We start from the raw sequence: 15747 nt of genomic DNA on the forward strand, positions 1-15747 counted from the left end.
TTAGCGAACTTTTTTGAAAATGTCGGGGTATTTTTCGACGAGGGCGGAGAGTGCGTCCTTGTAGTGCCAGGTGATCACCTCGTCGCCTTTGTTTCGAATGGCCTCCCGCTTGGTTTTATCATCCTCCATGACGCTATTCTCGTCATGAGGCGAACCATCGCAGAAGACCCAGGTATCAGGTGCGTAAAAGAAGTCGGGGCGGACATAAAGGCCGGGAACACCTTTTTGGGCAGCATCTGGAAGGCGGCGCCCCTCCTTGTAGAGGAACTTCAGAAAGGTTTCTTCCGTGGAAGATGTTGGGTCTTTGTCCTTCATCAGTTGCTCGAACTGCTGGTCGTAAGTGAGGTTGCTCTGCGAGGTGCAAACCTCAATGGTGCAGGCGGCCATCTTTTGTAGGGCATCCTGAATCAAGAAGCGGTCAAGGGTGAGGTGATGCGGCTGGTTGTAGTAGCTGAGCAGGTCATCGTAGGTCGCCCGCTCAGTGTGCGTCTCATCCTCAAAACGACACAAGCGTATTGCTTCAGCTACCACACGCTGGAAGGCGTCCTTGTCCGTGGCGAGTTCGGACAAGACGCCGAGGCTGCCTTCGCTGGCTTCATAGAGGAAAAGATTGGGTGTGTCGCTTCCGCCCATGGGCTGGCTGCCGAGTTCAGAAGACTCGATCTGGAAGGTGTTTTCAATCGCACGCTTGAGCGCATACATGAGCGAAAGGACGCCGTCGCGATTCAGGCCAAGGCTTTTGACCGGCTCGATGTAGAGCGCATCAGCGGTGGAGTGAGTTTGGATCAACACGGAGCGAATTTCCTCCTTCGAGGGTGTATCCTGGTTGGCGCTTTTCCAGAAACCCGTGTTCATACCCAGAGGGAACCCCTCTTCTTTACGACCACGGTCACGGCGATTGAGCTGCACCAAGCGAGCGGCGGGGATGAAGGCGAGATTTAGCAGATCGTCATCACCCGAGCGAACCACGGCACGCTGAACTCGGGACATGTCGCCATCAGGGACGGAAAAGTAGGTCTCGATTTCAAAACCCAAGCGGCGTCTCTCCTCTTCTTCGCAGGTGATGTATTCTCTGACATCGGCTTTGCATTCCGTCAGCGGGAGTACATCTACGAAGTCTTCACGGTTCTTGGATTCAGTGAGATCCACCCCAGTGAAGGGACAACAATTTAGCATGCTCTCTGCGTCACTGAGCCAATAACCCGATGACTTGCAGACACGAACCGTGCGAAGCTGCGTGGCAATCTCAGGTTGAATCACCTGGTTGACGCGATACTTCGCTCCGCTGTGATAGATGATGTTCCCAGGGCCGAACTCACGCAAGGCAATGAGGCGCGGTCGTGAGATGTAGTCGCCGCCATCACCTTCGCTCACAAAGACGCGGACTGGCAATCGCGTGAAGTTGTAGCCAGGCAGGAAGCCCTCCGATGCAAGATAGCGGAAGACGTAAAACTCGGTCATCTCGGTGCCACCACCGGAACTCTCATTTTTCAGGAGCTTGAGTTGGATGGAGGCCTGATCCTGGAGGCGCTTTTGCTGCTTGTATTCATCGCTGCCGAAAATGAGAAGCCCACTCTCGATGCTTTGGGATGCCTTGGTCAGGCTGGCGCGGGCCTCCCGATAGAGGGTCCGCCATCGAGTGAGCGCTGCATCAAGAGAGTCCGGAATGGCGACGATGTGTTTGTCGAGCCACTCCGGGGTAAACCAGCGCTGTTCTTCAAGATTTGCGTGCAACAAGCCAAGCACCTTTCGAAACTGGTTGGCGATCCGGGAGCGTGTTGGATCGTCGAGCGTCAGGCGGGCGCGAACATCTGGTCGCAATTGAAGCGTGGGATGCTCGACTTCGAGGATGTCGGTGACAGAATCGTGGAGCTGCGGGAGGCCTACATCCGACAGGACAAAGGCATTGAGGTGAGATTCGAGCAGTTCGCGATTGGCGAGATCTAGTCGAGGTGCCTCGACGGATCCAGAGACGAGCTTCTCCCGGTTCTGGAAATAGTGCCGGTCGTGGGGGGAGTAGGAGGAGCAGTAGGTGAAGACGAGAGCCGCCGGTCCGCTGCGTCCTGCTCGTCCACTGCGCTGGGCGTAGTTGGCCGGGTTCGGCGGGGCATTGCGCATGTGGACAATGCTGAGGCTGGAAATGTCGATACCCAATTCCATCGTCGGAGAACAAAACAGGGCGCTGATCGAGTCGGCACGGATTTTAGCATCGTCCGGGGAGCCGTCAGGCAGCTTCCATTCAGCTCGGAATTGCTCCTCACGTTCTATGCGCGGTTCATTTTTTAGCTGTCCGGTGTGATCGGCTCCAACGAGGTTTTTCAGGGCAGAAAAGTCAGTCAAATAAAGTGACTGGAAGAAGTGATTCGGCTTTTCTCCATAGTCCCGATAGCTCCGCAATTTCACTTCGTCGCGACGAACCGTTTTCTGGTCGCCTGCTCTCCAAAGAATATGGTCGAGCTTGAGCTGATAGACGGACACTTCCGCGTTGGATTCGGAGCGGGCCTTGCGTGGGGTCAAGTAGTCTGCTCGGCACAGGGCGTCGAGCAATGCCGGAAGGAAATCGTCATAGGACTTCCGATCCATCACCGTGCCTGGAAACTCCTCTTTGATGAAATGTTTGACGTATTTGCCGAAGGCACTGGCAATGCCCAAGGATCCGCTGCGATTCTCTCGCCGGTGCAGTTTGCAGGTGCGTAAAACGACGGGACGGAAAACATCTGGGCCTTCAAAAGTCCATGGATTGCGAAGCTTGTCCCTAAACTCTTTGTCCGCTTCGATCAGATGGGAACTTTCCAACAGCGTCTGACTATGGACTGCGTATTCCAAGCGAAAGTAGTCGAGAACAGTCCGAATGAAGACGACTCGTTTTTGAGGACTGAGATCGCACACAAGTGGCACATTCGCCCAGCCGGGTTCATGCGCTGCGTTTGATTCGAGATGTTCGTAATCAATGGTGAGCAGCGCACATTTCTCCAAATTGGGCAGAATCACACGCCAGCCGCGACGAAGATCGTGGATGGCTTGATAAGCCAGGTAGCGGCTAAAGACCTCTTCGTATTGGGTGCGAACGGCTGGAAAAGGATTCGGATCTGATGAGCGTGCGTAGCTGGCGAAGTCCAATTTCAACTCGCGGAAGACAGCTTCGCCAATCTGTTTGTAGTTGAGCGTCTGTCCAGGTGCGGAAGCCAACGAGCGGGCTATGGCTGCGCGAACACGAACCACGCGAATGAAGTCATTGAAATGGCCGGCTTGAAGTGCTGCATCCTGGCGATTGTCTGTGAAGCTCAGGATTTTTTGATCCTTGATATGAAAACCACGTGCTGCCATTTCCCGGAGCACAAGAAAGGAGGTGATCGTCGTCGAGGTGCTGCGACCTTCGTTGCCGAGAGTTGTCAGCTTGGTGCGCTCGTTCGTGTTGCCATCAAAGAACAGGCCGGCAGTGGGATCGAAAAGGAGTCCCTTCGGCGCTGAACGCATGAACCACCCATGGAACGGTAAGCTCGTCGACCCGAACTCGACACGTGCTTCTGCATCGTAGGATACCTGAATAGGTATTCGGTCGGCATAGTCCTGCTTCACCGTTCCTGCGTCGAGATTTTGAATCCAGGCGGGTGGAAGGTTTTCGAGATCTTCGGCTGGATTCCAAATATCCAATCCGCCTGGAATGATGTATCCAGCGATATGATCTTCGCTGATCGCTTCCTGATTGGTGAAATCACGGGGCAGCAACCTGCCTGTTTTTGTGTCATGGAAGACGCAAATGTAGGTTTTCCCGGAGGCTCTGCTGAACACGTGGGGAAAGATGAACTTCTCGCCCGTCTGGTCCGAGTGATGAACGCCGGGTTCGAGTGTGACGAAGCGGCCGCCTGGAGTGCCAAGGGTGGAATAGACAGAGCCTGTCTGGGCAAAGAACTGGTGGAGTCGGAAGGGCAGGATGGTGTAGCGCTGGCCAGAGGCTACGAGGCGAAGGTTGATTTCACTGATCCATAACAACAAGCCAGCGAGGTGGGGAATGCATGCCTCCACGTCCTCACCGCTATCTGAGGCGAGCATCGAAGCGATGTCGGGCAGTTTGCGTGGAGTGCCACGTTTCAACCTGCCGCCCGATTCGTGGTCAACACTGAGAGCAATCTTCCCTTCCAACCAAAGGGCGGTTGGGAAGGTCATCAAAGTTTCAGCGCCAGCTGCGGATGGTATGGGTGCATGGATCGCCTTTGAAAGCTCGGCAGGCCCTGGGGCGCTGTCTGATCCAGGCAACGACCTGGCCAGAGTTTCTCCAATGATCTGGTCCGGTGTAAACGGCTCCCCAAATATCTGCTCCGCGACCGATGCCACAGCAATCCTTTGATCATGATAGCTGCCGCTGGAGACCATAGTCGCGGATGTGCCTATGGTTGTGATATGTGATTTGCAGCACCCTCGGATCCGCCGGATCAGCATTCCAATATCAGCTCCCTGCCTCCCACGGTAGGTGTGAAGTTCATCAAAAACGAGGAAACGGAGTGAGCCATAGATGGAGTCTCGGATCTGCCGCTCTCCGTGCCGAGTGAGCAGCAACTCCAGCATCATGTAGTTCGTGAGAAGAATGTCCGGCGGCGAGTCGATGACCTGCTTGCGGATTTCGGATTTGGTCTGTCCTGTGTATGCCGCAAACTTCAGCGGAAATGGCTGGCCGGTGGTGGCTTCGTAGGAGGCAGCGAGTTTTTTCAATTCCTCCTCCTGGGAATTGATGAGGGCGTTCATCGGATAGACGAGGATCGCTTGCACGCCCTTGCCCGCACCGTAAGAGAACAGATGGTTGAAAATCGAGCCGAGGTAGGTCAGTGACTTGCCAGACCCCGTCCCTGATGTGACTACAAAACTGCTCGGCTTAGCTCCCAGCCTCATCGCTTCAATTTGATGCGAGTAGAGAGAAAATCCTTTGAAGACCTTCCCAACCTCGGCGTGCAGCGTTTTGTCAGCGACTAGGGCATCAATCGACCCGTTTTTCTCGAACGAGGGGTTGAACTGAATGAGGGGATCAGGCCAGAGCTTGCCCGTTTTGAGCGCCTCTTCGACCTTGTCCCGAATATCGGAGTCGTGAATATCAATGAAGCTCTTGATGTAGTCCTGGTAGCCTTCCAGAATTTTGGAGTGAAGGGAGAGTGCGTCCATGGGTTACTTTATTCGGCTGATTTTGCATGCAGCCCAAATGCGCTATGCGTTCTGTGCCCCAGACATCCTGGCAAATTCAAAAAAAGTGACAATTGGGGCGCTGCTGGGGGATTCTGAGGCATGATGCATCTCGCATCCTAGCAATTGGCGAATTAATTCCACATGTTTTACTGCACAGACGCTGTTAAAATAAAATTTATTCCTATAAACATGGTTGTAGGAGATCCTGATTAAGGTTTTTCTGCCGGAGATAGGCCACATACAGGGTGGCCGGGATGGTGATCCGCAACGCGGGGCCGGTGAGCAGTGGGACCGCCAGAATGACGGTCAAAGCCCAGCCAACGGGTCCTGCAAAAACGGCCAAGCCACGAGCGAGTGCCGCATTGCCAGCCAGCGCCAATCCACGGTTCAGAATGGCTCTTGATACGAAATTAGCCGCCACCATCGCCATTTGGTAGCTGGCAAAGCCGCCCGCCAGAATCGCGCCCTGTAGCGCAGCCAGCAACGCGGCGGGGGCTATTTTCACCGGATCAAAGGTTGCATCTCCCTGCCGGTCCTTCAGGTTCCGTGCAAAATCTACTCTCTCCTCATCGGACATTTTTTCCCAAGCATTCTCCAAAACCTTTGCGAGCAGACGGCGTTCGATTTGCTCCACATCTGTGTCGGCTCCATGCTCCACATCTGTGTCGGCTCCAGTTAGGGGGACCTTCATTTGCACGCAGACGTCTCCGATGACTTCCCTGTAGAGCACTCCTTCCCCAAGTCGAATTAACGAAGCCACATCATCTGCCCCATACCGCTGGATTGCTGCAGCGACAAGTTCCCAGGCCTTAGGTAGATCTTGCGCATGTGGCCTAAATCGGTCGTCTCCTAGAAGATACTGGGGCCAGCGGGGCTTCCCCTCCGCCAAAGTGAGAATTTCGACAAGAGGCTCCAGGTCGCCGTGGCTGCAAAACTGGAGAAAATCAAGAGAGGGATCTGCGCGGTATTTGAGTGGGAGCATTATCCAAGAAGTTTAGGTTCGTCCATGGTGGTGTCTATCGTTTCGGCCAGACATTAAAGTTCTGGTTGTTAGCAACTTGAGCAGCGTTTGGCTGGCACAGAATACAAATCCAAGAAGCCCCATGAAAAACAAGACATAGGGGGGCAATTCACAAATGCTCCTAGGAAGCAAAGGAAATTGACGGCGCAGAGGACACTCAATGGGGATGGCGTCGTGATTGCCCTGACCGGGGCATGGCGTGTCACTCTGCGGACAAGGCGTTGGTGCCAGGGGCGGCGGCTGTTGGTCATGCGATCCTCCCTTCATTGTTCACATCCCATGTGGACAACAGGTCATCCGGGAGAACGATCTCGGGCCGTTTCGCGTGGATTAAGGCGAGTGCCTGACGAAGATCCCAGGCGTTCATACGCACCAGATGACTGGCCACCACCATGACGGAACGACTTCTTCCAGCATGGCAGTGGACCAACAGTTTGGGATGCTTCAGTGCGTACTCCCCGACAATCTTCACGGCACGATCAAACAGCCAAGGGGCGTTACCTGGACCGTCCCGGAGGTTGAAGCAGGTCAAAGCCTCCACCCCGCAGTCCGCTGGCGTGCAATCATAGAAGTGTCCGTTGAGGCAAAGAATGGAGCGGATTCCGGCGACCTCCATTGCAGCACGGTTCTCAGCATCCACAAAATTGCCAATGGCGATGGTGTCGGTGATGAAGGTCATGTGGTTCAATCTGGCTTCTGCTCCTCCTCTCTGACGATCTGATCCATGGGCTTGGCATCATCTTCCATGGCCTGGGCATCCATGGTGCCACTGCTTTTCATGCGCATGGCCCGCACTTTGCGGGACATGGCGCTGCCTGTGGAGGTCACGCCTTTGGCACTGTAGGTGACGTTGCCGCTGGATCGGGCGTCCATGTGCATGGCCGTAGCACTGGCGATGGCATCCTGATTGGCGGCCAAGAATAGGAATTCCCAGCTTTTTTCATCGCGATAGAGGCGGATTAGATCACTGATGTGCTTCACGGTGTAATCGCTGGAAGCGTTCTCCATGCCGTCGGTGAAGACGGTGATGATGACCTTGCCGGGCTGGTTGGCGGCAGGGAGTTTTTGCAGGCGAGTATCGGTTTCTTTGATGGTGCGACCGATGGCGTCGAGCAATGCGGTGCTGCCGCGTGGAACGTAGGTTGCGGCGGTGAGCTGCGGTACGGCTTCCAAACGTATCGCGGCGATGGGCACCTCGTAAGCATCATCAAACTGGATGAGCGTGAGGCGGGCCTCGCCAGGAACATCGAGCTGGGATTTTACGAAGAAATTGAAGGCGGTGACGGCGGGCTCCTGCATGGATTGCATGGAACCGGAGCGGTCGAGGATGTAGGCGATTTCGGTGAGGTGGGGGTTCATAGGGGTGTTGTAGGCTGGAAAATGACAGTCAAATTGAGTTAGGGGAGGTGGTGTGAGATTGTGGCCTACTTGGCAATTTCCTCCTTTACAGCGGCGATAAGCTCGGCCCTGGAAGCGCTAAGTTTTGCTGCCTTTTCCGCCTCCGTTAGTGGCGGGCCAGATGCTGGTAGCGGCGGTGGTGCCGGGAACCACTTGTTGAGGAAGAAGTCCTCCGGTTCGAGAAATTCGAGCAAGATTCTTCGCACAGGTCGCACCTTCTCCATCTGTTGCTGCAAGAAGGCCTGACAGCGCGGACTTTGCCAAAAATGCGCCAATGCATGGCGGTCACGCTCGTCGAGATGCTCTGGCAGGCGGTGAAAGGTATATCCGCTGCCCACGAGTGTTAAATGCGCAGGCACTGGCAGCGAGAGAGCATTCAGTTCGGGAGCGGTCGCGCAGTCAGCCCCCAGTGGCAGCAGCCACATCATGCGCATGTGGCGGCGCAGGTCGTCCGTGCCATGAATCATGCGCACGTCCGGAATGTGCAGACCGCTGCCGCCGCCTGCCTTGCGAAGCAGGTCATCGAGCGGCTTGCTATTGATGCAAAAATGAATGCCTGATGGAAGAATGGCCATGGGAGGTTTGTCTAGACATTCGCATTCTCTCACAGGGGGTGGGACATTTGCGGGGCGACAGATAAAGTTTATGAGGTATTTCTTCGCTAACATGTCCAAAGCATCATCCTCCCGAAGATCACGAGCCAAGGCTCCCACCTCGGTCATTCGAGCAGGAACCAGTCGAGTTGCCCTTTGGCGTGTGCTGGAGATCCACAAGATCGTCCTCACCGGCAGACATCCCAACTGCTCCACCTTGGCATCAGAGATCGAGGTGACACCCAAGACCATCCAGCGGGACGTGAGCTTCATGCGGGACCAACTGGGATTGCCTCTGGAATATGATCCTCTCAAGCATGGGTACCACTACACGCAGCCGGTGCATGAATTCCCCATGCTGCATCTTTCCCGTAATGACCTGGTGGCCTTGTTCTTGGCGCGGCATGCGCTGGAGCCGCTGCGGGGAACGCGGCTGGAGCGCATGCTGAGCGAGAGCTTCAGCAAGATCGCGGAAGCCTGCCCTGGTGAGATTTCCATCGAGTGGCATGAGCTGGATGAAGCTTTTTCAGTGAAGGCTTCTGGTGTGCTACCGGCGGATGTGACGCTGTTTGGCGATCTGCTTGATGCGGTGCGGGCCTGCCGGGAGGTGAACTTTGATTATCACAAGCTCACCGGCAGCAAACCTGAGCAGCGCTTGGTTCATCCTTATCATGTGGGGCAGATCGAGCACGGCTGGTATTTACTGGCCTACGATCCGGCACGGAAAGCGGTGCGCACCTTTGCCCTGCAACGCATCACGAACCTGAGCCTGCTGAAGACGAAGTTCGTGCGTGATCCGCGCTTCAATGCACGGGATCATCTGGGCGGTGGCTTTGGCGTATGGAGCTATGCAGGAGAGGAGAAGCGCACACACGAGGTGCACATTCGCTTTGAAGGCTACGCTGCCCGCGTGGTCGGTGAGCGCCAGTGGCACTCCACGCAAGCCATTCGGAAGCTGAAACCGGACGGCAGCGTGATCGAGTTTCAGGCGGACCTGTCCGGCCTGGAGGAAATCACCCGCTGGGTGCTCAGCTGGGGCAGCAAAGCCAAAGTGTTGGGGCCACCCGAACTCAAGAAGCGTGTGAGTGAGGAACTCACTAAAATGACAAAGGGCGGGTGATGGATGAGATTCCCTTGCATGGAACGGCACGCACCAGCAGTTAAGTCTCGCGACAATCTTCGACCCTCTTGAAAGCGATCACCGTCATGGCAGGCACTCACCCACTACCGATTCTCATCTCTGATCAAGGAACCGAAATCTTGCTTGAACGCATTCCTCTGACCGGCGCTTCCGGAACGAGTGCCTACAACGAAGACTGGCTTCAAGACCTGCTCTACAAACACCCGCAATCGCTACCCATTGCCGAAATCAATCCTTTGTTCGCCGGTTTGGTTCCGATCTGCCGCGAGCTGCTGACGCCCGCAGGACCTCTGGATGTCCTCTATGCCACACGAGAAGGCCGTCTGGTGGTGCTTGAAGCCAAGCTGTGGCGCAATCCCGAAGCACGGCGGAAGGTGATTGGTCAGATTCTCGATTATGCCAAGGAGCTGAGCCATTGGAGTTACGAGACGCTCGATGCAGCTATTCGTGCGGCACTCCGTCGCGACCAAGGAACCGCAAGGTCTTTGTTCGAAGTGGTTCGTGAGCAGCACGGGGGACTCGACGAGGCCCAGTTCATCGACGCAGTCTCACGCAACCTTCGGCGCGGTGAACTGCTGCTGTTGATCGCAGGCGATGGTATTCGTGAGAACGTCGGAGCAATCACCCAGTTTATTGAGGACCACGGAACACTGCACTTCACTTTTGGCCTGATCGAGATGGCGATCTACCAGATGCCGAACGGCATGCAGCTGGTGCAGCCGCGAGTCCTTGCCCATTCAGAGATCATTCGCCGGATAGTCGTTGAAGTGCGCGGAGGAGAACTCGCCGAGCCAGATGCAGATTCACCCGAAGTGGAGCGGGAAGCGATGCCGAGACCCGATCTGGAGCAGCAGCGGCTCAAGTTCAGCAATTTTTGGAGTGAGTGGTTGGAGAAATATCCTCTCGACGATCAGAGCCAGCCGGTGAAACCACCCTCCAAGGGCACCAATCAGTTCTTTGACCTGCCTAAGGAATCAAAGGGCCGATTATCTGCCGTTGCAGCGGAACAAAGCGGGAAGGCGGGGGTCTATATCTCGTTTCGAAGGGAACCTGTCAGTGACCGGATTTACTCCGCCTTGATGGCTGACCAAACCGCGATCAACGCGGCAATTGGCCAGCCGGTTCAGTGGGCGTCCAGCGACAAGTGGCATTCTGTTCAGATTTGGCGTGATTTTGGCGATCAGATGCTGACGCAACAGCGGGCCGAGGTGCAGGAATGGCTGGGCGATCTGATGAATCGTTTCGTCAACACGTTCCGTCCTCGGATTGACGCTGTGTTGCGTGATCAATAGTCAGTGGATCAAGCAGCTCCACCATGAAAAAATTCTAAAGCGCATGACAAAAGCCCTTGAGCGCGACCTGAAGAAGCTCGAATCCCGAGCTTACCATGCTGCGGAATGGGCCGAGGACACTCTGCGCTGTTACCACGCCACGATTCCAAAATTGCAAGAGGAGGCTGCTGCGCGGTTACGGGTGCTTTACGGCTGGATGTTCGTTCCGTTGACGTTGTGGCCGTTCAACATCCATGAGATGCTGAATGACCTTCTTGCCATTCTGGAACAAGGCAAACGCTTGAGCCCTCAGCAGTGCCTCATTATCGACTTGCTGCCTGCACCGCCAGACGAAACCATCTGTGCGGCTGTGGCCGATCATGAGCGCCACGTCCAGAGCGGCAGCTACGAGAACAATGTTAATACGCAGGCCAAGTTCGCCCAGGCCGAGCTCACCATAAAAAACGACCCTGAGCTGGAGCGCCAGTGGGAGTGCATTAAAGCTACGTTCAATGTCCAAGCGTACGCCGACTACAAAGGTGTGATTCGCCGCACCATGGATACGGAGCGCAACCTGCGTCCGTCGTTTTCCGTGAACCTGCGCAGCCGGGCAGATGCCTTTCGTGCAGCGTTCGACGCTTTTTGCCTGCGCTGGCATCTTTATGGCATGCAGCACGATGAGCCGCTGCTGCTCAAGCTCGCCGTCAACATCACGCCGTATGGCACGATGATCCACATTCCCTCATATTGGTCTTTAGATACGACTCGCGACATCCGCTGGGAAGCCATCGCCAGCCTTCACCGCGTTCGTGTTACTGGCCGACAGGGAGTTGCACTCGCCGAGGGGCGGGCTGAACGGATGAAGCTCGCCGAGAAACTCCGGCAGCTCGATCAGGATGCCCTGCGGCTCAAACTGAAAGGCGAGAAGAAGCACACATTTCTTTGTGAAGGACTCGGCTGGGTGCCTGAGACGAGCGCTAAACGTCTCAGCAGGTTGCGGGCGGAATTCAAAAAGTAGGACACACATTGCGGACATTCAGTTTCCTGGCTTGATGAAGATGTGGGCTTATCGCTTCGGCCGTCATGCTTCCCTCATCCAAATTCACCGACAGCGAAACTCCACCGCTGGCAGATAAACCAGCGCTTCCCGCTGAAGCGTGCCAGCTTTCTTTACCGACACGGGTTGTTTGTGACGTGTCTGAGGTCAGTGCCTTTTCACCAGGATACAAAGGGACGCACGTTCCGGTGGTGGTCGCCTTTGGTGGAGGACGATTGCACGAATGCCGGATGAGCGGGCTCTTCGATTTGAACCGTGCGCTTGCGGATAATTCAGAAGCGCTCTTTCGCTCCGTTCGCAGACTTGATGAGGAGCACAAACTGAACCAATGGGATGATCTCACCTTTCAATTCGGTCCGCGATCCTTTCTCTACGCCGACGAATCCAGGGTTCTGGGCTATGCAGAGACATCACAGGAGGCTGAAAAGCTGGTGTCGAAGTTTGGCGAGAATTACAAAAAACCACCCATCCCGAGGGGAGGTTCATTTTATCTCATCAGGACAGGTCGTGAAATCAGCCGTGAACTTGTGGAACTCGGCACAGAAACCATTCTCGACGATGAAGTCTTCAGCCTCCACTACGGCCATGGCAGCTGGGAATGGCACGAGGATTTCATCGCCAAGCTTCGCGGCAGCAGCCATGGCCTCTCCATCTTTGAAGGGGCGCCCGGCACCGGCAAAACCTCCTACCTGCGCCACCTCATGGGCGTGCTCAAGGACACGCACCGCTTCTATTTCATTCCCACGGCCACCATGGGAGTGCTGTCCAATCCCGACTTCATCGGCTTCTGGGCCGAACAGCGCCGCCGTCATGCCGACAGGCAGTTCGTCGTCATCCTGGAGGATTCCGACGCCGCGCTTATGATTCGTGGGGCGGACAATAGGGAGCAGGTCAGCGCCATCCTGAATCTATCCGATGGAATGCTCGCCGACTTTCTCCGACTCCAGATCATCTGTACCATCAACTGCAAAGCCGCCGACATCGACCAGGCGCTTCTTCGACCAGGAAGGCTGCTATGTCATCGCGTCTTCCACCGGCTCGACTACCCACAGGCGTCGCTGCTTGCCCAGAGCCACGGAAAAAAGCTCCCTGCCGCGCAGGACTACTCCCTCGCAGAGGTCTTCGCGGGATACGAACCCAAGCCCATTCAGCGTCCGCGCATTGGCTTTGCTGCTTGATTTCACACCCCCCCCCAATTCCATGAAACCCATCCCTGATCTTCCGTATCCTGCTGAGGAACTCTCTCATTTGCAGAAGTTGAGCAAACTCTTCGAGGACTGGCATGCGTGCTTCACGACGGGCGCTTCCCAGCTCGATAAACACCAGATGAGATCGTTTGACGGATTCTACCCGCACTACTTCAATCAAAAGTTGCGGATACTCTACATCGGGCGTGAATCGCGCCAGATTTCCGGCCTCAACTACTTGGAGGTGCTTTATCCCGCGTATCGCAACGGCAAGGAGCTCGGCGATCACATCCTGAACGCCGACAAAGTTTATTGGCAATATGGTCACCAAGCATTAGCCGCGACATTGACGAATTCCCCTGCCTCTCTACAAGAATCCGCTTATTCATGAACACAACCAAACAAGACGAAAATCATACCTTTCAGTCCATCTTTCTTAAAGGGTTCAGCAACCACAGAATCAAGGTGCCAGACTACCAGCGTGCCTATTCATGGGAGAGTAAGCAGATTGATTTATTCATCGGTGATCTCGTTAGCAATGCTAACCGTGGCGGTTATTATTTTGGGCACTTCATTGTTGAAGACAGCGCATCTTATGTGGAGCTCGTGGATGGGCAGCAGCGATTCACAACTGTGGTCTTGTTCCTCCTTGTCTGCCAAATTAAGCGGCCTGATTTATGCATTCAGGGCATTTTTGATCTTGTGGAGCGTTTTGAAACAGTGGGTTACGATCAATCGGCTTTGTTGAAGATCCGTAAGATGAGTCCGGGTTGGCTCGAAGGGCGAGGCAATGCAGAACCGAAGAACGAGGCCATCATAGAAGCTTTTAGCCTTGAGGAGAAGTCTTTCACCTATTCCCAGCGAAGGCTGGCTCTGGCAGTCTGGCAATTTCACAGGGCCTTTGAAAAGGGACGGCTGGAGGCATCTCACATACCTAGTTACATTCAGATGTTGTGCGATTCTCTATGCTCATGCCACGTTGCTAAAGACAAGACGGTAGCAGTGAACATTTTTGAGATGCATAACACTCGCGGCGTGCCGCTGAAGTTGATCGAAGTCGTCAAAGCCAAGCTGATGAAGGCTGTTTACGATGAAGGCGGGTCGCAACGGGATAAAAACATTGAAAGCATTCAGTCGGAGTTCGCCATCATCCATTCCGTTGAGGAAAGATTGTCTGTCTCCAGCTTTCGCGGAGAAATGACACTGGAGGCCATTCTTCGCCATCATCTTCGTGTGGTGGACGATGGAGGTAAAAAGAGCGGTGAGGCGATGGACAAACCTCCCAGAAATGCCAGCTCGGATGATTTGATTCGCTATATCAGCGATAAGTTGAGTGCGACATATGCCATGGCACTAGCAACCGAGCTCAGGAAATCGGCACAGATTATTTGTGATGTGCTTCCAGAATGGGACAGGTCTGAAAAATTAGTGGGTGATGTGATGATTTTACATCGCGGACTGAGCTGCGAATTCTTTCTCCTCATCTGCCGAATGCTTGAGTCGTCAGAGGGCATGGCAGACGGGCAAGTTTCTGGGGCCACTCTGCGCTTGTGGGAGAAACTTCTCTTCACCCATGATTTCCACGGCCGTCACCATAACCTGAAAGGTATGAGAGATAATTTTCCAAAGCTCTTTTCTGAGTTTGGCCCGGACGAAAAATGCATCGCCGAAGTGATTGGAAGATACCTCAACCTAGGTTTTCGTGATGACAAAACCGGAGGCGACCTTCAAAAGGTTGTTCGTGATCATTTGGTCAATGCCCAAGGATGGTTTCTTCAGAATGCCTTTCTCGGGTGGCGCAGCAAATTGATCTACGCACTTTACAAGTATGAGATTTTCAAAGGTGCTGATATCCGGAGTGTCATGAAGGAAACCATTTCTGTGGAGCACATCCTGCCGCAAGGGTGGGATTGGAGCTGGATTGATGAGAAAGATTCGCCCTCCAAGAACTTCGATTCAGATCACGATCGTGAAAAAAATCGTCGCGAACGCGGACCTGATATTGACGCGTTCATCAACGGCCTGGGCAATCTTCTTCTCGTGACTCGGGAGCAAAACTCCGCGCTCAGCAACGAGCACCCCGCCTGGAAGAGCTACCTAGACATTTGCGATGGAGGTTCTTATGCCGAACATGAGAGCAATCGCGAGTGTTGGAAAGCATCAGAAAAGTGGAAGAAGCTCATTTACGATCGAGGGGAGAATATCTTCAAATTCATCCTGGAGGAGATGCTCAAGTGATTCCGAATGCTGAAGGCCAAATTACGCAGCCGGGGCATCCTTTGCCAAAGTCATGGAAAGAGTTGGGAAAGAACTGAGTTCCCGGATGCCCAGCTTCTAAATCTCCTCTAGTGCAGCGGTCAGCGCCGGGAGGTTGGCGTGAATATCACTGATGATGGCAACGGGTTTCATGTCAGGCAGCTGGATCAACCCGCTTCGAGAACTGCGTGATGGGCTTCAGGCTGCGGCGGTGATCACAGTGGCTGACAAACAGCGTCCCACTGCTGATAAAGTAAATGGCATCTTGTTTGAACCTGATGCCAAGCTTGCAGGCCTCCTCAAATGGAATGGCGGCTACAAAACCCGGCTCGGCGTGATTCGTCGCAGGCGAGTATCCCGTGATGGTTCCAATCAGATGCCCGCCTCCTGCCAGTTCGGATCTAAGCGTCTCACTGGCTGCTTGACTCTCCTCAGAAGTCCACGCCTCGCCCGTCGTGGCGTAGGCTGTGATGATGGCGAATGAATCCGGCAGCTCAGAATTCGGGAGGTCAAGTTTGAAGCGTGTGTCGAAATAATCTGGGGACATCAGGGCGGTGGAAGGTGAAAAAAATTATGGTTCCTACGTCACTGGCATGACAGCAGGCATTTTGCTCGGTCTGCTCATCAATGGGCTCTACAATTCATTCA

The 15747-nt window shown here is 54.6% G+C and carries 12 protein-coding genes; 6 read left to right on the forward strand and 6 right to left on the reverse strand.

Annotated elements, in window-relative coordinates:
* The 5 genes from WAW39_RS19580 to WAW39_RS19600 all read right to left on the reverse strand — a co-directional run bounded on the left by WAW39_RS19580 (position 1) and on the right by WAW39_RS19600 (position 8460).
* Positions 1-5154 carry a DEAD/DEAH box helicase gene (locus WAW39_RS19580; protein WP_422320851.1) on the reverse strand — a complete coding sequence of 1718 codons (5154 nt, stop codon included), beginning with the start codon at positions 5152-5154 and terminating at the stop codon, positions 1-3.
* A 202-nt stretch (positions 5155-5356) separates the two neighbouring features.
* The gene (locus tag WAW39_RS19585; RefSeq protein ID WP_422320852.1) at positions 5357-6157 is read right to left on the reverse strand and encodes a DUF3944 domain-containing protein; all 801 of its coding nucleotides are present in this window, start codon (positions 6155-6157) and stop codon (positions 5357-5359) included.
* 286 nt (positions 6158-6443) lie between these two features.
* Positions 6444-6875 (reverse strand): dual specificity protein phosphatase family protein, encoded by a 432-nt coding sequence (locus WAW39_RS19590; RefSeq protein ID WP_422320853.1) that lies wholly within the window; start codon positions 6873-6875, stop codon positions 6444-6446.
* Positions 6876-6880: 5 nt separating this feature from the next.
* Complete coding sequence (locus WAW39_RS19595) at positions 6881-7555, reverse strand: hypothetical protein (protein ID WP_422320854.1); 675 nt, start codon at positions 7553-7555, stop codon at positions 6881-6883.
* A gap of 65 nt (positions 7556-7620) precedes the next feature.
* A complete protein-coding gene (locus tag WAW39_RS19600; RefSeq protein WP_422320855.1) occupies positions 7621-8460 on the reverse strand; it encodes a hypothetical protein in 840 nt (279 codons plus the stop codon).
* Between WAW39_RS19600 and WAW39_RS19605 the strand changes: the two genes are divergently transcribed.
* The 6 genes from WAW39_RS19605 (at position 8459) to WAW39_RS19630 (ending at position 15081) form a co-directional block, all read left to right on the forward strand.
* Positions 8459-9307: a helix-turn-helix transcriptional regulator gene (locus WAW39_RS19605; RefSeq protein WP_422320856.1), complete on the forward strand. Its 849-nt coding sequence runs from the start codon at positions 8459-8461 to the stop codon at positions 9305-9307. The two genes, WAW39_RS19600 and WAW39_RS19605, sit on opposite strands and share 2 nt — an antisense overlap.
* A gap of 68 nt (positions 9308-9375) precedes the next feature.
* Positions 9376-10620, forward strand: coding sequence for a DUF4268 domain-containing protein (locus WAW39_RS19610; RefSeq protein WP_422320857.1), 1245 nt, complete (start codon positions 9376-9378; stop codon positions 10618-10620).
* 43 nt (positions 10621-10663) lie between these two features.
* Positions 10664-11617, forward strand: coding sequence for a hypothetical protein (locus WAW39_RS19615; RefSeq protein WP_422320858.1), 954 nt, complete (start codon positions 10664-10666; stop codon positions 11615-11617).
* 269 nt (positions 11618-11886) lie between these two features.
* Positions 11887-12834, forward strand: coding sequence for an AAA family ATPase (locus WAW39_RS19620; RefSeq protein WP_422320859.1), 948 nt, complete (start codon positions 11887-11889; stop codon positions 12832-12834).
* A gap of 22 nt (positions 12835-12856) precedes the next feature.
* Entirely contained in the window at positions 12857-13234 is a 378-nt protein-coding gene (locus WAW39_RS19625; RefSeq protein ID WP_422320860.1) for a hypothetical protein, read from the forward strand.
* The gene (locus WAW39_RS19630; protein WP_422320861.1) at positions 13231-15081 is read left to right on the forward strand and encodes a DUF262 domain-containing protein; all 1851 of its coding nucleotides are present in this window, start codon (positions 13231-13233) and stop codon (positions 15079-15081) included. Before WAW39_RS19625 ends, WAW39_RS19630 begins: the two co-directional genes overlap by 4 nt.
* Before the next feature lie 172 nt (positions 15082-15253).
* Here the strand turns inward: WAW39_RS19630 and WAW39_RS19635 are convergent, their stop codons facing one another.
* Positions 15254-15646: a DUF3293 domain-containing protein gene (locus tag WAW39_RS19635; protein WP_422320862.1), complete on the reverse strand. Its 393-nt coding sequence runs from the start codon at positions 15644-15646 to the stop codon at positions 15254-15256.
* Positions 15647-15747: the final 101 nt, after the last annotated feature.

This window comes from Prosthecobacter sp., from assembly GCF_049294395.1.
Taxonomy (GTDB): domain Bacteria; phylum Verrucomicrobiota; class Verrucomicrobiia; order Verrucomicrobiales; family Verrucomicrobiaceae; genus Prosthecobacter.